This is a genomic window from Stenotrophomonas sp. GD04054, assembly GCF_029836955.1.
In the GTDB taxonomy this organism is placed as follows: domain Bacteria; phylum Pseudomonadota; class Gammaproteobacteria; order Xanthomonadales; family Xanthomonadaceae; genus Stenotrophomonas; species Stenotrophomonas maltophilia_A.
This window is the reverse complement of sequence record NZ_JAOECR010000070.1, coordinates 1-19,754: the sequence shown is the minus strand read 5'-3', so window position 1 is coordinate 19,754 and position 19,754 is coordinate 1. Positions and strand designations below refer to the sequence as shown.

Here is a 19,754-nt window from a genome sequence, read left to right as displayed (position 1 = left end):
TCGGCTGTTGCTTCTGAGGTTGCCGGCCAGCGGCCGGCACTACCGCGGGTGCCGGGCGCAGCCCGGCCGTGTGCCCCCTCACCGCCCGTGCGGATCCGGCCGGTGATGCACGTACTCGACCACCGTGCCATCGGGATGCACCGCGTTGAACGCCGCCCCGGTGGGTACCACCTGCAACGGGAAAATGATCTCGGCGCCCGCCGCCACCAGCTTGTCGTGATAGGGCCGAACATCGTCGACCAGCAGCGTTCCCGTGGTCGAAGTGAACGGCGCCAGCGCCGTCTCGCTGCCCTCGATCAACAGGAACGCACCGACCATCGCCAGACGCAGCCCGGCCTCCGGAAACGGGAACCCCGCATCGGCCACCACGCCCTGCAGCTGCTCGTAGAACGCCACGCTGCGTTCCAGCTCACCGGGTGCCACGAACACCCGGATCAACACGCGCGGCGCGCGCTGGCTGGAGGTATCACAGCGGTCGCGCCAGAGATGGTCGAAGTCGCGATGGACGGTCATGGGCTCGGTTCGTGGCCAGGGACCCTCATTATCGGCAGCCTCGCGCGGCGCGCTGATGACCGCCGGTGATGGCCTGATAACCGCTGGCCGGGTTGCCCCTGTGACTTAGGTCCTGTTGACAGGTGTGAACGCCCTCGCACAATCTTCACAGGATTGGGTCGCCCTGCGCGGCCCGGGCAGGCAGGTTGTCACGCCGGGAGGAGGGTCCCGCGCGCAGACCGGCCCGTCCATCGGCCTGCGGGACGTTGCCTGGCAACCCCTGCGCGGCATGAACGCTGCACCCTTCGGCGGCACTTTCCCTGGACCGATTGCCTTGGCAACGGAATTACGCCTGCCGATGAAAACGTTTACAAAGCCGCTTGCACTGTCCCTGGCCCTGTCTGCCGCACTGGCCGCCCCGGCCTGGGCCGACCCCGCCGCGTTCACTGTGCTGACCCTGGAACAGGCCCCGACCGCCGAGGCGATGCCGGCCCTGGCCGCCCAGCTGAAGACCCTGCAGGTGGACGCGGTGAGCGTGCGCCAGGTGCAGCGCGGCATCGGCCAGGTCGATCCGCTGCAGGTGCTGGCCGATGGCCTGGGCTACGCGTACCGCTTCATTGCTGCCGGCAAGGACGATAGCCAGACCCAGCGCGGCCAGGCAGTGCTGACCCGGCTGCCGATCGCCGCTGAATCCGGCCCCGACCAGCCGGGCCTGAACTACCTGCGCCTGGACGACGGCCGCCACACCGTGGCGGTCTATACCGATGCCGGTGCAGGTGCGGCGCAGCTGCCGGCGCTGGTCACCCGTTCGCGGCTGGGTGCACCGGCGGTGCTGCTCGGCGCGGTGGCCGGTGAATCGGCCAAGGCCGCAGGCTTCGATCCGGCGCGTGTCGCGCTGGAAGCCGATGCCAGCTATTTCAGCGATGGCTTCCAGGCCGCCAGCAGTGCGCCGTTCAAGGTGGAAGGCAGTACCCTGCGCGCCACCCTGCTGACCCTGGCTTACGCCGCCGACACGCATGGCGACAGGCCGTGGATGGACACCACCCTCAACGCCGACGCGCGCGCTGCGCTGCTGCTGAAGGCGATGACCGAGGATGAGAAGTTCCAGATGCTGCACAGCTACTTCGGGCTGGGCAAGGACGGCGGCCCGCTGCCGGAAGGCGCCGTCGGTTCGGCCGGTTTCGTGCCGGGCGTGGCGCGGTTGGGCATTCCGTCGCAGCAATCAGCCGATGCCGGCGTCGGCGTGACCAATCCGGGTGGCATCCGCCCGGGCGATTTCGCCACGGCGATGCCGTCGGGCCCGTCCACCGCATCGAGCTGGAACCGTGAAGTCGCCTTCGCCGGTGGCGCCACGATGGGCCGCGAGGCATGGCAGCAGCGTTTCAACATCCTGCTGTCGGGCAGCGTCAACCTGCAGCGCGACCCGCGCAACGGCCGCAATTTCGAGTACGCCGGCGAAGACCCGCTGCTGGCCGGTTCGATGGTCGGCGCGCTGATCCAGGGCGTGCAGAGCCAGCACGTGATCTCCTCGATGAAGCACTTCGCGCTGAACGACATGGAGACCCGCCGCAACTTCCACGACGTGCGCATCGGCGAACAGGCCATGCACGAGTCGGACCTGCTGGCCTTCGAGATCGCGCTGGACGCCGGCCGCCCGGGCGTGGCGATGTGCTCGTACAACAAGATCAACGGCACCTACGGCTGCGAGAACGGCTACTTGATGAACCAGGTGCTGAAGCAGGAATGGAAGTTCCCCGGTTTCGTGATGTCCGACTGGGGCGGCGTGCACAGCGGTTCGAAGGCGGCGCTGGCCGGCCTGGACCAGCAGTCGGCCGGTGAAGTGTTCGACGCAGCGGTGTTCTTCGATGAGCCGCTGCGCCTGGCCGTGCATGGTGGCGTGGTGCCGCAGGAACGCCTGAACGACATGGTGGCGCGCATCCTGCGCACGATGTTCCTGCATGGCAACTTCGACAACCCGCCGCAGCACCAGAAGGTCGATGCCGAGGCTGGCTTCGCCGTCGCCCAGCGCACGGTGGAAGAAGGCAGCGTGCTGCTGCGCAATGAAGGCAACCTGCTGCCGCTGGCCGACAGCGTGAAGCGCATCGTCATCATCGGTGGCCACGCCGACAAGGGCGTGATCGGTGGTGGTGGTTCGTCGATGGTAGGCGTGACCGCCAAGGGCACCAACGCGGTGCCGGGCGTGCTGCCGACCACCTGGCCGGGCCCGGTGATCTTCCACCCGTCCTCGCCGCTGGAGTCGCTGCGTGCGGCGCGTCCGGATGCAACTTTCGAGTACGTGGATGGCACCAATGCCGCCGCTGCGGCCAAGGCCGCCGCGCAGGCCGATGTGGCCATCGTGTTCGCCACCCAGTGGGCGGCCGAATCGGTGGACCTGCCGGACATGCAGCTGCCGGACAATCAGGACGCGCTGATTTCGGCGGTGGCCAAGGCCAACCCGAAGACCGTGCTGGTGCTGGAAACCAACGGCCCGGTGCGCACGCCGTGGCTGGCGCAGGTGCCGGCGATGCTGCAGGCCTGGTACCCGGGCATCCGCGGTGGCGAAGGCATTGCCGCGCTGCTGACCGGCCAGGTCAATCCATCCGGCCGCCTGCCGGTGACCTGGGTGACGGACGAATCGCAGCTGCCGCGCCCGCACATCGACGGCCTCGGCTTCAAGCCGGCCAAGCCGTTCGGCGATGTGTTCGATTTCGATATCGAAGGCGCCAACGTCGGCTACAAGTGGATGGCAGCCAAGGGCCTGACCCCGACCTTCGCCTTCGGCCACGGCCTGTCCTACACCTCGTTCGCCTACGAGAATCTGAAGGTGAGCGTGGAAGGATCGCGCCTGGTCGCCAGCGTCGACATCCGCAACACCGGCAAGCGCGCCGGTGCCGATGTGGCCCAGCTGTACCTGAAGCTTCCGGCTGGCAGCACCACGCCGATCCGCCTGATCGGCTACGACAAGGTGACCCTGCAGCCGGGCGAACAGCGCCGCATCCGCATCGAAGCCGAGCCGAAGACGCTGGCTCACTACGATGCGCAGGCCCGCCAGTGGAAGATCGATGGCGGCACCTACCAGGTGCAGCTGTCGCGCAACGCTGCCGAGCCGCTGCAGACGGTGGATGTGCAGCTGGTGGAGCAGGTGCTGCGCTGATGCCTGAAGGCATGGCCCCGCAAGGGGCCATGCAAAAAAGGGGACGGAGGGGATTAAGTCGTTTATGCATAAACGACTTAATCCCCTCCGTCCCCTTTTTTCAGGTGACAAACCACCCGCGCAGAAAATCGATCAGCTGCCGCACCTTCGGTGAGGGCTGCGTGCTGTGCGGGTAGACCGCGTACACGCTCTGCTGCGGGAACCGGTGCTGGCGCAGCACCGGGCGCAGCCGGTCCTGGGCCAGGTCGTCATCGATCAGCCAGCGTGGCAGCACGGTGACCCCGGCGCCGGCCACGGCGAAGGCGCGCAGGCTGCTGGCACCATCCACGCGCACCACTGCGTTGCCCGGGTTGGTGGCGAACAGGGCGTCGCTGCCATCCGGTGCCACCACCGGCACGTCGGCCAGGCGTGGGTAGCCGAGGCGGGGCAGGGTGCCCAGCTGCACGGGGTCATCGGCAGCATCGGCAGAGGGCAGGCGTGCCAGCAGGGACGGAGCCGCCACCGCGCATAGTGGGTGCCGTTCCAGCTCACTGGCATGCAGGCCGGAATCGGGCAGGCGGCCGAGGCGGATCGCCAGGTCGAAACGTTCGGGAATCAGGTCGGCCGGCGCGGGTGACGTCGACAGATGCAGCTGCAGAGCCGGATGCCGCGCACGGAACGCCTCCAACGCAGGAATCAGGCGCAGCTGGGCGTACTCTGGGGTGGTGGTCAGGCGCAGCACGCCCTGCAGCTGATGCTGGTCGCGGCGGGCGGCATCGATCGCCGCCTGTGCGGCGTCCAGCACCTGCACGCAGTGCTGCAGGAACTGTTCGCCGGCCTCGGTCAGGGCCAGGTGGCGGGTACTGCGCAGCAGCAGGGTCACGCCCAGCTCCTGCTCCAGCCGCTTCAGGTTGAAGCTGACCACCGCACGGCTCAGGCCCAGGCGATCGGCGGCAGCGGTCAGGCTGCCGGCCTCGACCACTGCACGGAAGATATCGAAGCGATCGAGGCTGACCATGGCAATTCATTGTCAAAGAAGATTTGACAGTGTTGCAGTTGCTGTCGTGTTTTTCCAACAAGGCCCGCACGGCATGCTGGCCGCTTCCCTGCTGGAGCGTCGCCGATGCCGTCCCCCCGCCTGCGCCATGAGGCCATCTTCCTGCTGGTGTTCGCTCTGGATCTGGTCAACATGTTCATCGCCACGGTGGCCTATCCGGCGCTGGCGGCGGAACTGCATGCCGACGTCGGTACCCTGGCCTGGGTCGGCACCGCCTACATGCTGGGCCTGAGCGTGGTGATTCCGCTGGCGCCCTGGCTGGCCGCGCGCTGCGGTGAGCGCCGCCTGCTGCTGGTGGCGTTGCTGCTGTTCGCGGTTGCCGCTGCGCTGGCCGGCGCAGCACCGGGTATTGGCTGGCTGCTGGGCTGGCGCCTGCTGCAGGGCCTGGCCGGTGGCCTGCTGATTCCGGTGGCACAGGCGGCGGCGTACCGGCAGTGCACGCCTGATCAACGTGGCGCGCTGACCCGCCGCATCCTGCTGGTGGCGCTGCTGGTGCCGGCACTGGCGCCCGCGCTCGGTGGGCTGCTGGTGCAGTGGTTGTCCTGGCGCGGTGTGCTCTGGGCCAGCCTGCCGCTGGCCGTGGTGGCGATTGGACTGGTGCTGGCGTGGATGCCGGCCGATGGCGCGCGTAGTGCGCCACGCCTGCAGGCCTATGCGCTGTCCACCGCGATGCTGGCGCTGGGCGCGCTGCTGCTGGCGTTGACCTGGCTGGGCGAACCCGGCCATCGGACCGCCGGTGCCGTACTGCTGTTGATCGCAATGCTGCTGGCGGCGGCCCACCTGCGGCATGCACGGCAGCAGGCGCAGCCCCTGCTGCGCTGGTCACTGCTGTCCCATCGCGGGCTGCGCTTGGCGATGCTGGTCTACCTGGCCGTACCCGGGGTGTTCATCGGCAGCCAGCTGGTCAGTACCCTGCAGTTGCACCAGGCCGGCTATAGTGCCGCGCGCATCGGCGCGCTGATGCTGCCGTGGGCGCTGGCCTCGGCCATTGCGATCACGGCCAGCAAGCGCCTGCTGACCCGCTTCGGCCCGGCCACGGTACTGCGTACGGGCATGCTTCTGCAGGCCAGCGGCCTGCTGTTGATGGCGCTGCTGCCACACCCGGTCTTTGCCATTGCAGCATGGCTGTTTGCCTTGATGGGCGCCGGCGGCAGCCTGTGCAGCAGCACGGCGCAGACGCTGGCCTTCCATGGGGTCGAGGGCGAGGCGCTGGGTGATGCAAGCGCACTCTGGAACCTCAACCGCCAGCTCAGTTTCTGCCTGGGTACCGCTGCCATTGCGTTGCTGCTGGCCTTGGCCATGCAGTGGCTGCCTGCCCGCGCCACCGGCGCGGCGCTGGGTCTGGCCGCCGTACTGACCCTGTTGCCGATGGCGCTGCTGCGCCGGCCGCAGTTGCTCACCCTTTCGCAACCGGAGAACACCTGATGGATACCATCGCAGAACATGAAATCCACCACCTGCACGACAAACTGCAGGCCTGGTTCCGTGCCGACGCCGGCACCGACGCGCTGGAGGACCTGATGGCGCATTTCTGCGCGGACTTCAGCATGGTCGGCATCGCGGGTCGCAGGCTGGACCGGAAGGCCGTGCAGGCACTGTTCGCGGGTGGTCATGGCGCGCGTCCAGGGCTGCAGATTTCCATCGACGCCCTGCAGGCGGTGGAAGCACCTTCACCGCTGGCGGTGCTGCGCTATCGCGAAGGGCATGCGATCGATGGCGGCGAGCCCGTATGGCGGGAATCGCTGGCGGTGCTGCGGCGGGAAGAGGGGTGTTGGCGCTGGCTGGCGCTGCATGAGGCCATTGCCGGATGATGAATACGCGCTAATTTCGGTGAACCGCAATCCCGCAAGGCCTGAAAGATCAGTGAGTGTTCTGAAAGTACACGTGTATCTGGTCGCTATCGATCAATGCAACCCGCTCCGGTTGCCCGTCGAAACAGGGGGAAATCAACATAGGTCGAAGGTCGTCGCAATGACAGGCGTCGTGCAGGAATGGCCGTAATAGCGTCAAGGTTGATGTCACGGTCTTACCTTTGAACATCTCAGCTTTCCCGCGATGTGCGACGTGATTGCTGGCGACATAGTATTCGCCTGGCGGCATATGCATCCAAAGATCATCGAGCGTAGGCAACGAAAGAGATGTCGCCGCGATGGAGCAGAAGCTTCGCATCATGAAGAAGATCCGTCGTTCTTCCTCCGCGCTGGCGAGAGCTGTGTGCTTGAGGCCGGCTAGCCGGTAGTGATTGGTCATGGTGTATGAGCTTAACGCGACCCGCGTGGCAAGAGGAGAGGACCTCTCGACCATTCTCGCCGACCCGCACATGTGCCATCAGTCCTGCCTACATCCACCGCAGAATGCAAAGCCTGCACACACTTCACGGCTCAAGGCAGGAGTAGGCTTGAGGCTTTCCTGCCGGGAGGGGTTGTCCATGCGTGTGCGTGCCGTCGCTGTAGCCATTGCCCTGTGCCTGTCCAGCACAGTGCTGGCCGCCGAAACCCCGCCGATGACCCCGGACATCAGCGGCAAGCCCTTCGTTGCCCCTGATGTCGGTCGTGACTACGACAAGCGCGTGGTGATGGTGCCGATGCGCGATGGCACCAAGCTGTATACGGTGATCGTGGTGCCCAAGGGCGCGCGCAATGCCCCGATCCTGCTCACCCGCACGCCTTACGATGCTGCCGGCCGCGCCAGCCGCAGTGATTCGCCGCGCATGCGCGACCTGCTGCCGCAGGGCGACGAGGTATTTGTCGATGGCGGTTACATCCGCGTATTCCAGGACATCCGCGGCAAGTATGGCTCCGAGGGCGATTACGTGATGACCCGGCCGCTGCGCGGACCGTTGAACAACACCAAGGTGGACCACTCTACCGACGCCTGGGACACCATCGACTGGCTGGTGAAGAACGTGCCGGAGAGCAACGGCAAGGTCGGTATGCTCGGCTCGTCGTACGAGGGCTTCACCGTGGTGATGGCGCTGACCGATCCGCACCCGGCGCTGAAGGTGGCCGCGCCGCAGAGCCCGATGGTGGATGGCTGGATGGGCGACGACTGGCTCAACTACGGCGCGTTCCGCCAGGTCAATTTCAACTACTTCGCGATGCAGACCGAGAAGCGCGGCAAGGGCACGCCGCTGCCCAGCCTCGGCTACGATGACTACAGCACCTTCCTGCGTATCGGTTCGGCCGGCGACTACGCGCGTTTCACCGGCGTGGACCAGCTGACCTGGTGGAAGAAACTGGTGGAGCACCCGGCCTATGACGGCTTCTGGCAGGGCCAGGCGCTGGACGCGGTGATGGCGAAGACGCCATTGAAGGTGCCGACCATGTGGCTGCAGGGTCTGTGGGATCAGGAGGACATGTGGGGTGCCAACCACGCCTATCAGGCAATGGAAGGGCGCGACAGCGGCAACAACCGCAACTATCTGGTGATGGGGCCGTGGCGGCACAGCCAGGTGAACTACAGTGGCAGCGAGCTGGGCGCGCTGAAGTTCGATGGTGATACCGCGCTGCAGTTCCGCCGTGATGTGCTCAAGCCGTTCTTTGACCAGTACCTGGTGGACGGTGCGCCGAAGGCGGATACGCCGCCGGTGCTGATCTACAACACCGGCGAGAACCACTGGGATCGCCTGAAGGGCTGGCCACGCAGCTGCGACAAGGGTTGTACCGCCAGCAGCAAGCCGCTGTACCTGCGTGCTGGCGGCAAGCTGGCGTTCCAGGCACCGGCGGCGGGCGAGGGCGACTTCGAGGAATACGTGTCCGACCCGGCCAAGCCGGTGCCGTTCGTGCCGCGTCCGGTGCGTTTCGGTGACCGCGACATGTGGACCACCTGGCTGGTCAAGGATCAGCGCTTCGTTGATGGCCGCCCGGACGTGCTGACCTTCATCACCGAGCCGCTGACCGCGCCACTGCGCATCGGCGGCGCACCGGTGGTGCACCTGCACGCGTCGACCAGTGGCACCGACAGCGACTGGGTGGTGAAGCTGATCGACGTGTATCCGGACCAGGAAGCGTCGACGCCGGAGATGGGCGGTTACGAGCTGCCGGTGTCGCTGGCGATCTTCCGTGGTCGCTATCGCGAGAGCTTCAGCGATCCGAAGCCGCTGGCGGCGAACCAGGTGCTGCCGTACCGCTTCGACCTGCCCAATGCCAACCACACTTTCCAGAAGGGGCACCGGGTGATGGTGCAGGTGCAGTCCAGTCTGTTCCCGCTGTATGACCGCAACCCGCAGACCTACGTGCCGAACGTCTACCTGGCCAAGCCCGGCGATTACCAGAAGGCCACGCAGCGGGTCTGGCACAGCGCGGCGCAGGCCAGTTACATCGATCTGCCGGTGTATTGAGGTTGATGAGGTGCGCCGGGTGCGCGATACCCGGCGGTGCGCAGTCGTGCCGGCCGCTGGCCGGCATCTGCGATGGTGTGAAAGCGTGTCGACCAAGGTCGACACCTACCAGAGCGGAGCCATGGCAGGTCGATTCAGGCGGCCGCGGTTGTGCAGGCCGCTGGCCGGCATCCGCGATGGCGTGAAGCAGAAGCTGCTATCCGACCTTTGAGGGCCCGGTGCGCCAGCGGCTGGGTACCAGGCCGAAACGCTTGCGGAACGCAGCCGCGAAGTTGCTGGGGTGACGGTAGCCACTGGCGGCCGCAGCCTGCTCGACAGTCCAGCCGTCCTCGCGCAGTCCCTGCTCGGCATGGCGCATGCGCTGTTCGTGCAGGTAGTCGAATACCGAGCAGCCGTACTGCTGGGCGAAATGACGGCGCAGCGAACTTGGGCTCATGCAGGCCAGCTGGGCCAGTTCGATCAGACTATGCGCGTGGCTGGGATCGTCATGCAGGTAGGCACGCACGCGCTCCAGGCGCTCGCGCTGGCCAGCCCGCAGCGTTCGCACATGATCGGTCTGCAGATCCTCGGCCTTCAGCCCAACGGCCAGCAGCTGCAGTGCGACGCCTTCGCGCCACAACGCGTCGATGCCGTCCTCCCATGGGCTTTCGAATAGCTGGCCCAGCACCGGCAGCAGGGTATGCGGAATGGCCCAGTGGCGGCATTCCAGGTGGGTGTTGAGCGCGGTCTCCAACTGTGGCAGCTGGAACAGGTCCGGATCGATCTGGCCGGGCACCATCACGCTGACGCCGCGCATGCGCGTTTCGCCAGGATGCGCACCCGTCATCTCAACCTGTTCGCGGTGGTGCGCGGTCATCGCCGTACCAGCACGCAGGGTGAAACCACCACGTCGCGGAATGCGCACATCGACCTGGCCCTGCAGCATCACGCGGATGGCCAGGCCGGGACTCTGCTGGGCGGTGGCGACATAAGGGAAGCGATTATGGACGTCGGAGGCGATCAGGCTCATGCCGCCGCGCAGGAACTGCTCGTTGACCTCGCCATGGCCGGCCCACTGGTCGTCACGCAGGTGTTCCGGGTCGGCGCGGTAATCGAAGCCATGGCGGTGGCCGAAGCGGCGGTAATCAGCAAAAGTGAAATATCGGGACATCGCTCGGCACGTGCTTTGGAGGTGGACGCTGGCATTACCTCGCCCACGCGTTCTGCAATGCAGATGCAGATCCCGTCGTTACCCGTGCAGACATGCTGGGAAGCAGGGGCGTGGGCACGCTGGATGGTGGGGGAACACCAGGTTGAATGGAATGTGTCGAAGAAACTGGAAACGTTTCCCATTGTCGCCTTGATTCGCGCGCTTTTGATTTCAATATGGTCAAAACGATTGACGATTACGGCCAAAGTGAAAATGCCGCCGAACATACGCCAGCGTTTTGCATGCATATCCGTACGCAATTCCATACATCAACTTGAGTTGAGGTTTCATGGCTGGAACGATCACCCGTAGACGCGATGTCGGCCGGGCCATCACGAGCGGGCGCGTAGGGTGGGGCGGTTGGCCATTGCAGGTCACATCGATACCCCCACTGATGGAGAACGCAGATGATTGACTACCAGCTCACCGGCAAGACCGCGATCGTGACCGGCGGCGTGTCCGGTATCGGCCTGGCCGTGGCGCAGACGCTGGCCGCATCCGGTGCCCGTATTTCGGTCTGGGACCTGAAGCAGGATGCAGTCGATGCCACCGTGACGCAGCTGCGCAGTGCCGGCACAGGCCATCGGCATTGCGCTGGACGTTACAGACGACGCGGCCGTGGAGGCGGCGGTGCAGCGCACGATCAAGGAACTCGACGGTCTGCATGTGGCAGTCAACAACGCCGTTATCGGCGGGCCGGCCGCAAGCAGCGGTGACTATCCGATCGATGGCTGGCAGCGGGTAATCGACGTCAACCTCACCAGTGTGTTCCTGTGCCAGCGTGCGCAGATCCAGGCGATGCGCACGGCCGGAACCGGTGGCAGCATCATCAACATGGCCTCGATCCTGGGCCAGGTGGGCTATGCCGGTTCCACCGCGTACGTGGCGGCCAAGCACGGCGTGGTCGGGCTGACCCAGACCGCCGCCTGGGAGCATGCAGCCGACGGCATCCGTGTCAACGCGGTCGGCCCGGGCTTCATCAGCACACCACTGCTGGAGAAGATGGACCCCAAGGTGCGCGCCACGCTGGAAGGCCGTCACGCCTTGAAGCGGCTGGGTACGGCCGAGGAAGTGGCGGCGCTGGTGGCCTGGCTGGCCAGCGACGATGCCTCGTTCGCGACCGGCGCGTACTACGCCATCGATGGTGGCTACCTGGCGCAGTGAGCGAATGCGGTCAGTAGATCCACGCCATGCGTGGAGGAATGCGTGCGGTGAAGAAGGCGTGCGGTGAAGAAGGCGTGCCATCGCCTTCACTCCCGCCCTACGACCGCCGAGCAAGGCTCCGGGAAAAACCGCCGGAGCCTTTGCCATGGAACTCACCCAGGATGTCTCGATCCTGCTGCGCGTTGCCGCAGCGATGCTGTTCGGCGGCGTGCTCGGCGTCGAGCGCGAGATGGGCAAGCACGCCGCTGGCCTGCGTACGCACATGCTGATCGCAGGGGCCGCCGCGTTGATCGTCGGCCTCGGCGACTCGGTGGCCGAGCATTTCCAGCAGGAGCGTTACCGCGACCTGCTGCAGGTTGATCCGGTGCGCCTGATCGAAGCGGTGGTGGCCTGTGTCGGCTTCGTTGCCGCTGGCACCATCCTGCGTGGGTCACGCGAGGACCAGGTCAGCGGCCTGACCACGGCCAGCTCGCTGATCATGGCAGCGGCCATCGGGATTGCGGTGGGGATCAGCAAGTACGTGATCGCCATCGGGGTGAGCGTGCTGTGCGTGCTGGTGCTGGCGGTGATGCGGCGGTTGGAGAAGAAGATTTAAGGGGTTGAGGGAGTGGGATCAGAGTCCCTTCGGGGGATCTGATCGTGATTCCAAGGCGGAGTTGAAGCAGTCAAGTCTGCTGCGAAGTGTTGCGCTGCAGGATGACCAGTGCTCTGGCTAGCATCTGGTCAGGAACATCCGTCGTAGCGCCGTACAGATCTGCGATTCCCACTTCAACGCAGGAACAGATCAGGTCATTCAACTCCTCGTGCTTGTCTGTGGCGATCTGCCCCAACAGAGATGGCGGCAATGGATCGCCTCGACCCGCGATCTGAAGCTCTGAGCCTGCCTGATCCCAGTCTGGCAGGGCCATGGGTTCGCCCGAATCCGGATATGCGCGCAGGTGGGCGATGAGCGCATCCAAGCCTGCATGATTGAGAAGGTTCGCTTCAGCGTAGCCGGCCAGACAGTCAGCTGCCTGTTGTTGCATGGACTGCAGGTCGCGGGTGGGGGCGAGTGTCATTCGTGTACCGGACATTGGGCAGGATCCAGTGTGGTGGATGCGCGCCACGGTCTCAACCGTCTTAATGGTCGTACCAATAGTTCATTCTAGCCCTATGGTCTAATAGGCTCTTCGCGCAATCGGCGGTTCAATCTGCGTCCAGCGGTTCCATAAATCCATTATTGGTACTACCAGTAATGCTGGAGCCCACGACCGCCCACCCCTGCGGTGTTGAACCCGTCCCCAGTCGAGAGTCTTCATGCAGCCCTGGCAACACATGTACGACCCCGCCGGCAACCTGTGGTTGTCGAGCCTGATCGCGCTTCTGCCCATCGCGTTCTTCTTCGTTGCCCTGGCCGTGCTGCGCATGAAAGGCTGGCTGGCCGGCACGATCACCGTGGCGATCGCACTTGGCGTGGCCCTGCTGTTCTACCGCATGCCGCTGAGCCAGGCGCTGGGCGCGGCCGGTTTCGGCTTCGTCTACGGCCTGTGGCCGATCGCCTGGATCATCATCGGCGCGGTATTCCTCTACAAAGTCTCGGTCAAGACCGGGCAGTTCGACATCATCCGCGCCTCGATCCTGTCGGTCACCGAGGACCAGCGCCTGCAGATGCTGATGGTCGGCTTCGCCTTCGGTGCTTTCCTGGAGGGCGCAGCCGGTTTCGGTGCACCGGTGGCGATCACCGCAGCGCTGCTGGTCGGGTTGGGCTTCAAGCCGCTGTACGCGGCCGGCCTGTGCCTGATCGTCAACACCGCGCCGGTGGCCTTCGGTGCGATGGGCATTCCGATCATCGTGGCCGGGCAGGTCACCGGGCTGGATGCGTTCGAGATCGGCCAGATGGCGGGTCGCCAGCTGCCGTTCCTGACCCTCATCGTGCTGTTCTGGATCATGGCGATCATGGATGGCTGGCGCGGCATCAAGGAAACCTGGCCGGCGGTGCTGGTTGCGGGTGGCTCGTTTGCCATCGCCCAGTACCTGACCTCCAATTTCATCGGCCCGGAACTGCCGGACATCACCGCGTCGCTGGCGTCGCTGGTGTGCCTGACCCTGTTCCTGCGCCGCTGGAAGCCGGTGCGGATCTTCCGCTTCGATACAGAAACCAGCGCCGAGGCGGCCGCACAGGCACTGGAAGCGCCCCGCTACAGCGTTGGCCAGATCGCCAAGGCGTGGTCGCCGTTCCTGATCCTCACCGCGATGGTCACGCTGTGGAGCATCAAGCCGTTCAAGTCGCTGTTCGCGGCGGGTGGCCCGCTGGAAAGCTGGGTGCTCAAGATCCCGGTGCCGGGCCTGGACCAGATGGTGCAGAAGATGCCGCCGATCGTGGATGCACCGTTGAGCTACGAAGCCGTCTACAAGTTCGACTGGTTCTCGGCCACCGGTACCTCGATCATCCTCGCTGCGGTGATCGCGATCATCGCGCTGCGCATGCCGGCCCGTTCGGCGCTGCGCACCTTCGGCGAAACCGTGCGCGAGCTGCGCATGCCGATCTACTCGATCGGCATGGTGCTCGCCTTCGCCTTCATCGCCAACTATTCGGGCCTGTCGGCGACGCTGGCGCTGGCATTGGCGCACACCGGCGACGCGTTTCCGTTCTTCTCGCCATTCCTGGGCTGGCTGGGCGTGTTCCTGACCGGTTCGGATACCTCGTCCAATGCGCTGTTCTCGGCCCTGCAGGCAACCACCGCGCAGCAGATCGGCGTGTCCGACGTGCTGCTGGTGGCGGCCAACACCACTGGCGGTGTCACCGGCAAGATGATCTCGCCGCAGTCGATCGCCATTGCCTGCGCAGCGGTCGGCCTGGCCGGCAAGGAATCGGACCTGTTCCGTTTCACGGTCAAGCACAGCCTGATCTTCACCACGATGGTCGGCCTGATCACCCTGGCCCAGGCCTACTGGCTGACCTGGATGATTCCCTGAGCCATGCACGCTTGGCCGACCACCCGCTGCGCGCTTCGGGCCACAATGGCGCCATGAGCACGCAACGCATTTCCGACAAGGTGGCCGCACAGCTGCGCGGCCTGGTGCATGAACAACAGCTGCAGCCCGGTGACCGGCTGCCGGCCGAGCGCACCCTGGCGGTGCAGCTGGGGGTCTCGCGCACGGCGTTGCGCGAAGCCATCGCGCAGCTGGCCAGCCAGGGCCTGCTGACCGCACGCGTCGGTGGCGGCACCTATGTAGCCGAACCTGCGGCGCGCGCGCGGCAGGCGCTGGATGAACCGCTGGCGCCGTACCTGCCGCTGTTCCAGGGCGACCCGGAATACCGCTTCGACGTGCTGGAGATCCGCCACGCGCTGGAAGGTGCCACCGCCTGGCATGCCGCATTGCGCGCTACCGACGAGGACCGCACGCGCATCGCGCAGGCCTTCCAGACCATGATGGACGCGCACGGCAAGGACGATCCCACCGGTGAAGCCGAGGCCGACGCGGCCTTCCACCTGTCCATCGCCGAGGCCTCGCACAACCTGGTGCTGCTGCAGGTGATGCGCGGCCTGTTCGACCTGCTGCAGACCAACATCTCGCAGAGCCGCGAAAAGCTCTACACCTCGGCGAGGACCTTCTCGCCGTTGTCCGACCAGCACCGCGAGATGATGGACGCGGTGCTGGCCGGCGACCCCGAACGCGCGCGCGCCGCCGCGCATGCCCACCTCGAGTTCGTGCACACCACGCTGCGCACCCTCGATGACAACGAAGCCCGGCGTGCGCGGGCCTCGCGTCTACCTTCCCCACACGGTTGACCCCATGATCATCTCCGCCTCCACCGATTACCGTGCCGCAGCGCAACGCCGGCTGCCGCCGTTCCTGTTCCACTACATCGATGGCGGCGCGTATGCCGAGCACACGCTGAAGCGCAACGTTTCCGACCTGTCCGACATCGCGCTGCGCCAGCGCATCCTGCGCAACATGTCCGACCTGAGCCTGGAAACCGAACTGTTCGGCGAAACGCTGGCGATGCCGGTGGCACTTGCGCCGGTCGGCCTGACCGGCATGTATGCCCGGCGCGGCGAGGTGCAGGCGGCGCGCGCGGCCGACAGTCGAGGCATCCCGTTCACCCTGTCCACCGTATCGGTGTGCCCGATCGAGGAAGTGGCACCGGCCATCCAGCGGCCGATGTGGTTCCAGCTGTATGTGCTGCGCGACCGTGGCTTCATGCGCAACGCGCTGGAGCGGGCGCAGGCCGCGGGCGTGACCACCCTGGTGTTCACCGTGGACATGCCGGTGCCGGGTGCGCGCTACCGCGATGCTCACTCCGGCATGAGCGGACCGAATGCCTCGCTGCGCCGCATCGGCCAGGCCATCACCCACCCGCACTGGGCGTGGGACGTCGGCCTGTTTGGCCGTCCGCATGATCTGGGCAACATCTCCACCTACCGCGGCAACCCGACCGGGCTGGAGGATTACATCGGTTGGCTGGGCAGCAACTTCGATCCGTCCATTTCGTGGAAGGACCTGGAGTGGATCCGCGAGTTCTGGAAGGGCCCAATGGTGATCAAGGGCATCCTCGACCCGGATGACGCACGTGATGCGGTCAAGTTCGGCGCCGATGGCATCGTGGTCTCCAACCACGGTGGCCGCCAGCTCGACGGCGTGCTGTCCACCGCGCGTGCATTGCCGGCGATTGCCGATGCGGTGCAGGGCGACCTGAAGATCCTCGCCGATTCCGGCATCCGCACCGGCCTGGACGTGGTGCGCATGCTGGCGTTGGGTGCCGATACCGTGCTGCTGGGCCGTGCCTTCGTCTATGCACTTGCAGCGCAGGGCGAGGCGGGCGTGGCCAACCTGCTGGACCTGATTGCCAAGGAAATGCGCGTGGCGATGACACTGACCGGTGCGCGCCGCATCGCTGACATCGGCCGCGATTCGCTGGTCAACCTGCCGTGAGTGGCCACGATGCCGTGCTGGCGCAGTTGCGCGATGCGGTCGGCAACCGCCATGTACTGACCGGCGACAAGGCCACGCGCCGCTTCCGCCGCGGCTATCGTTTCGGTGATGGCCCGGTGCTGGCGGTGGTGCGCCCGGGCACCTTGCTGGAACTGTGGCACGTGCTGCAGGCAGCGGTGCAGGGTGGGGCGGCGATCATCCTGCAGGCGGCCAATACCGGCCTGACCGGCGGCTCGACCCCGGATGGCAACGACTACGGGCGGCCGATCGTGCTGGTCAGCACGCTGCGCCTGACCGGCATCCAGCTGTTGAACGACGGCCGCCAGGTGCTGTGCCTTCCCGGTGCAACGCTGGACCGCCTGGAGCAGACGCTGGCACCACTGGGCCGCGAACCGCATTCGGTGATCGGCTCGTCCTGCATCGGTGCGTCGGTACTCGGTGGCATCTGCAACAACTCCGGCGGCGCGCTGGTGCGCCGTGGCCCGGCCTACACCGAGCTGGCACTGTATGCGCAGGTCGATGCGCAGGGCCAGCTGCAGCTGGTCAACCATCTGGGCATCGCGCTGGGTGATACGCCCGAGCAGATCCTGCAGTGCCTGCAGGCGGGTGACTACCGTGCTGCCGACGTTGGGGACGGCGATGGCCGCGCCGCCTCCGATCCACGCTACGCCGAGGAAGTGCGCCGGGTCGATGCCGATACGCCGGCACGCTTCAATGCCGACCCCAGCCGCCACTTCGAGGCAGCGGGGTCTGCCGGCAAGCTGGCAGTATTCGCGGTGCGCCTGGATACCTTCGAGAAGGAGGCCGCCGAAGTCTTCTACATCGGCAGCAACCGCACCGACAGCCTGAACGCGATCCGGCGCCAGCTGCTGACCGGCTTCGAACGCCTGCCGATTGCCGGCGAATACATCCACCGCGATGCCTATGACATCGGCGAGCGCTACGGCAAGGACAGTTTCCTGCTGATCGACCGCCTCGGCACCGCCCGCGTGCCGGCCGCCTTCGCACTGAAGAGCCGCGTCGATGGCTGGTTCGAGCGGCTGGGCCTGCGCGGGGTGACCGACCGGGTGATGCAGGTGCTGACCAACCTGCTGCCCTCGCACCTGCCCAAGCGCATGGGCGAGTTCCGCCAGCGCTACGAGCATCATCTGCTGCTGAAGGTCTCCGCGCAGGACGCCGCGGAAACCGAGGCCTGGCTGCGCGGCTTCTTCGCCGACCATGAGGGCGGCTACTTCCACTGCACGGCCGATGAGGGGCGCAAGGCGTTCCTGCATCGCTTCGCTGTGGCCGGCGCCGCGGTGCGCTACCGCGAGGTACACCGCGACCAGGTGCAGGACATCGTCGCGCTGGACATCGCCCTGCGCCGCGATGATGCCGACTGGTTCGAGCAGTTGCCGGTCGATATCGATGGCCGCCTGCTGCACAAGCTGTATTACGGGCACTTCCTGTGCCATGTGTTCCACCAGGACTACATCGCGCGCAAGGGGGAAGACCCGATGGCGATCGAGCATGCGATGTGGGCGTTGCTGGACCAGCGTGGCGCCGAGTATCCAGCCGAGCACAACGTCGGCCACCTGTACCCGGCCAAGCCTGCATTGGCCGGGTTCTACAGGCAGCTGGACCCGAGCAATACCTTCAACCCGGGCATCGGCCAGACGTCGAAGGCGAAGGGGTGGGGTGGCTGCGACTGTAGTGGGCATTAGCGGCGCACTCTCTGAAAATTCGGATCTCTTGCATTCATCACTGATCGGGTTCGCACTAGGCTGAGGTCTTGGCTGAAACGGATACAGAACCAATGCAGAGTGCGGATCAGATATGGGCGTCCATCAAAGCGTCGCTTCACGAGAAGAATTGTCTGGATGAAGTGCAGTTGCGGCCGGGAGCTTCCGAAAGCGAGCTGGTTGAACTGGAAGCTCAGCTTGGAGTCGCTTTGCCAGATCTGCTCAGGCAGCTGCTGATGATTCACGACGGGCAGGATGGGGCCGGGCTTCTGTTCGGCACTCAGATGCTCTCGTCCATGGAGATCAGGCGGCAGTGGCAGGGTTGGCGTGAGATCGAGGCCGACGGCATGAACGAGGACTGCGCGGAGTTCATGAAGTCCAGTCCTGCGGGGGTGGTGAAGCCGATGTATACCAATGCACGTTGGATACCGCTGACGCACGATGGTGGCGGCAATCACATGGGATTGGATTTCGATCCCGATATTGACGGTGCTGAAGGACAGATGATTGCCTTTGGTGCGGATGAAGACACCAAGTACCTTCTTGCTCCCACTTTCGCTGACTTCACTGAGAAGGCTGTGGAGTGGATCACTCAGGCAAGCTGGGATGGTGAGAATCTCGAGTCGTCAACTGATGACGGCTTCGCTCCCCCGGCCATTCTCCGTACTGCTGGAGGGGCGTAGTTGGGAGCGCCGTTCTGACAGGTAGTGTGCAGCTTGGGTTCCGGTTGACCGGGCTGGTCGCGATCGTTCCGTTATTCCTGCGCTACCATCTTGATTCCACGAGCAGGAATCTCATCCATGCCCCCCGTCCTTGCCTGCACGACCGTGTGCGTTGCACTGCTGGCCACCCCGATGCTGGCGCTGACGCAGGGCTCGATCCTGCCGCAGCAGCGTGACGCTGCGGGCAACGTGATGGAGCCGTTGGGGCAGGTGCTGATCGCCCATGAGACGGGGCCGGCGGGGCTCTACGAGTGCACGCGGGACGGCAACTGGTGCGTGCGCGTGCAGCCGGTTGCCAAAGATGGTGACCGGCCGACCGTGCTGGAAGTACTTGAGAAGGAACCGGGCCAGGGCACGCCACACACCTACCACGTCAGCATCGACGTGCCGCAGGAAAGCGAGCTGTCGCTGTGGCCGTGGATCGTGCGGCTGGCACCTGGCGTGGGCAGCGATGAACCGGTGACCGACCCGCAGCAGCGCGCCCGCCAGAATGTGCTGGTGGGTGGCATCGTCACGTTCAGCGCCATGTACTCCGGTGGAGGTGCCGACGCGTCCACGCTGCAACTGGCACGCGTGCGCCACCTGCAGGACGACATCCAGGTGGACGACGACGTGTTGACCGTGCCATGGCTGGGCAATGCGATGATCCGCGCCTGTTTCAGCGAACAGGACATCAAGCAGCGCGCAGGTGCCTGCCATGACGAATACGGCTTCTCGGCGAAGCTGGCGCTGGATACGGTCGCCGAGGGCATGCCGGTGCTGCGCTACCAGGCCGTGGCGACCCGGTTCCCGGCCGGTGTTTCGCGCTTCGAGGATTCGCTGGCCAAGGGGCCGTTGAAGAAGCAGGATCTGCGCACCGAGCAGGACCCGGCGTGCACCTACACGCGGCTGTTCCGCTTCAGCGATGGGGTATTCCACCCCGACCAGGCGCTGCCGGATTGTGCGGGGTATACCGAACCCTGAACCTTGTAGAGCCGGGCCTACGCTCGACTGGTCTTCGGATGCGCCGCGCGAAAAGCC

Annotated in this window: 17 protein-coding genes and 1 pseudogene; 13 read left to right on the top strand and 5 right to left on the bottom strand. The window is 65.8% G+C overall.

Annotated features, from left to right (window positions below):
- Positions 1 to 78: 78 nt before the first annotated feature.
- On the bottom strand, positions 79 to 513 hold the full coding sequence (locus tag N7573_RS20700) for a glyoxalase/bleomycin resistance/dioxygenase family protein (protein WP_005410044.1): 435 nt from the start codon (positions 511 to 513) through the stop codon (positions 79 to 81).
- Between the two features lie 337 nt (positions 514 to 850).
- On the opposite strand from N7573_RS20700, the gene N7573_RS20695 reads away from it, so the two are divergent.
- Entirely contained in the window at positions 851 to 3,646 is a 2,796-nt protein-coding gene (locus N7573_RS20695) for a glycoside hydrolase family 3 C-terminal domain-containing protein (protein ID WP_279913272.1), read from the top strand.
- Positions 3,647 to 3,746: 100 nt separating this feature from the next.
- Here N7573_RS20695 and N7573_RS20690 read toward each other — a convergent pair whose 3' ends face one another.
- Entirely contained in the window at positions 3,747 to 4,643 is an 897-nt protein-coding gene (locus N7573_RS20690; RefSeq protein WP_279913273.1) for a LysR family transcriptional regulator, read from the bottom strand.
- Positions 4,644 to 4,748: 105 nt separating this feature from the next.
- Here N7573_RS20690 and N7573_RS20685 point away from each other — a divergent pair, with 105 nt between their 5' ends.
- Positions 4,749 to 6,107 (top strand): MFS transporter, encoded by a 1,359-nt coding sequence (locus tag N7573_RS20685; RefSeq protein ID WP_279913274.1) that lies wholly within the window; start codon positions 4,749 to 4,751, stop codon positions 6,105 to 6,107.
- Positions 6,107 to 6,493, top strand: a complete 387-nt coding sequence (locus N7573_RS20680; protein ID WP_279913275.1) for a DUF4440 domain-containing protein — start codon at positions 6,107 to 6,109, stop codon at positions 6,491 to 6,493. Before N7573_RS20685 ends, N7573_RS20680 begins: the two co-directional genes overlap by 1 nt.
- Before the next feature lie 49 nt (positions 6,494 to 6,542).
- On the opposite strand, the gene N7573_RS20675 is transcribed toward N7573_RS20680, so the two are convergent.
- Positions 6,543 to 6,932 carry a hypothetical protein gene (locus N7573_RS20675; protein WP_152593528.1) on the bottom strand — a complete coding sequence of 130 codons (390 nt, stop codon included), beginning with the start codon at positions 6,930 to 6,932 and terminating at the stop codon, positions 6,543 to 6,545.
- A gap of 178 nt (positions 6,933 to 7,110) precedes the next feature.
- Here N7573_RS20675 and N7573_RS20670 point away from each other — a divergent pair, with 178 nt between their 5' ends.
- Entirely contained in the window at positions 7,111 to 9,021 is a 1,911-nt protein-coding gene (locus N7573_RS20670) for a CocE/NonD family hydrolase (protein WP_279913277.1), read from the top strand.
- 196 nt (positions 9,022 to 9,217) lie between these two features.
- Here N7573_RS20670 and N7573_RS20665 read toward each other — a convergent pair whose 3' ends face one another.
- Positions 9,218 to 10,171 carry an AraC family transcriptional regulator gene (locus N7573_RS20665; protein ID WP_049398445.1) on the bottom strand — a complete coding sequence of 318 codons (954 nt, stop codon included), beginning with the start codon at positions 10,169 to 10,171 and terminating at the stop codon, positions 9,218 to 9,220.
- Between the two features lie 57 nt (positions 10,172 to 10,228).
- Here N7573_RS20665 and N7573_RS20660 point away from each other — a divergent pair, with 57 nt between their 5' ends.
- The 3 genes and pseudogenes from N7573_RS20660 to N7573_RS20650 all read left to right on the top strand — a co-directional run bounded on the left by N7573_RS20660 (position 10,229) and on the right by N7573_RS20650 (position 11,969).
- The gene (locus N7573_RS20660) at positions 10,229 to 10,522 is read left to right on the top strand and encodes a hypothetical protein (protein WP_125894599.1); all 294 of its coding nucleotides are present in this window, start codon (positions 10,229 to 10,231) and stop codon (positions 10,520 to 10,522) included.
- Positions 10,523 to 10,617: 95 nt separating this feature from the next.
- Positions 10,618 to 11,374 (top strand): annotated as a pseudogene (locus N7573_RS20655) (SDR family NAD(P)-dependent oxidoreductase).
- 145 nt (positions 11,375 to 11,519) lie between these two features.
- Positions 11,520 to 11,969, top strand: a complete 450-nt coding sequence (locus N7573_RS20650) for an MgtC/SapB family protein (protein ID WP_049422814.1) — start codon at positions 11,520 to 11,522, stop codon at positions 11,967 to 11,969.
- A gap of 70 nt (positions 11,970 to 12,039) precedes the next feature.
- On the opposite strand, the gene N7573_RS20645 is transcribed toward N7573_RS20650, so the two are convergent.
- On the bottom strand, positions 12,040 to 12,432 hold the full coding sequence (locus N7573_RS20645) for a hypothetical protein (protein ID WP_279913278.1): 393 nt from the start codon (positions 12,430 to 12,432) through the stop codon (positions 12,040 to 12,042).
- Positions 12,433 to 12,670: 238 nt separating this feature from the next.
- On the opposite strand from N7573_RS20645, the gene lldP reads away from it, so the two are divergent.
- From lldP to N7573_RS20615, 6 genes are all read left to right on the top strand, one after another.
- Positions 12,671 to 14,329: an L-lactate permease gene (gene lldP / locus N7573_RS20640; protein ID WP_279913279.1), complete on the top strand. Its 1,659-nt coding sequence runs from the start codon at positions 12,671 to 12,673 to the stop codon at positions 14,327 to 14,329.
- A gap of 53 nt (positions 14,330 to 14,382) precedes the next feature.
- Positions 14,383 to 15,147 (top strand): transcriptional regulator LldR, encoded by a 765-nt coding sequence (gene lldR, locus N7573_RS20635; protein WP_279943272.1) that lies wholly within the window; start codon positions 14,383 to 14,385, stop codon positions 15,145 to 15,147.
- A gap of 4 nt (positions 15,148 to 15,151) precedes the next feature.
- Positions 15,152 to 16,291 (top strand): FMN-dependent L-lactate dehydrogenase LldD, encoded by a 1,140-nt coding sequence (gene lldD, locus N7573_RS20630; RefSeq protein ID WP_110712678.1) that lies wholly within the window; start codon positions 15,152 to 15,154, stop codon positions 16,289 to 16,291.
- On the top strand, positions 16,288 to 17,994 hold the full coding sequence (dld, locus tag N7573_RS20625; protein ID WP_134951460.1) for a D-lactate dehydrogenase: 1,707 nt from the start codon (positions 16,288 to 16,290) through the stop codon (positions 17,992 to 17,994). The genes lldD and dld overlap by 4 nt, the downstream gene beginning before the upstream one ends.
- Before the next feature lie 92 nt (positions 17,995 to 18,086).
- Positions 18,087 to 18,695, top strand: a complete 609-nt coding sequence (locus N7573_RS20620) for an SMI1/KNR4 family protein (RefSeq protein ID WP_279913923.1) — start codon at positions 18,087 to 18,089, stop codon at positions 18,693 to 18,695.
- Positions 18,696 to 18,812: 117 nt separating this feature from the next.
- The gene (locus N7573_RS20615; protein ID WP_279913924.1) at positions 18,813 to 19,697 is read left to right on the top strand and encodes a hypothetical protein; all 885 of its coding nucleotides are present in this window, start codon (positions 18,813 to 18,815) and stop codon (positions 19,695 to 19,697) included.
- The last annotated feature ends 57 nt before the right edge of the window (positions 19,698 to 19,754 follow it).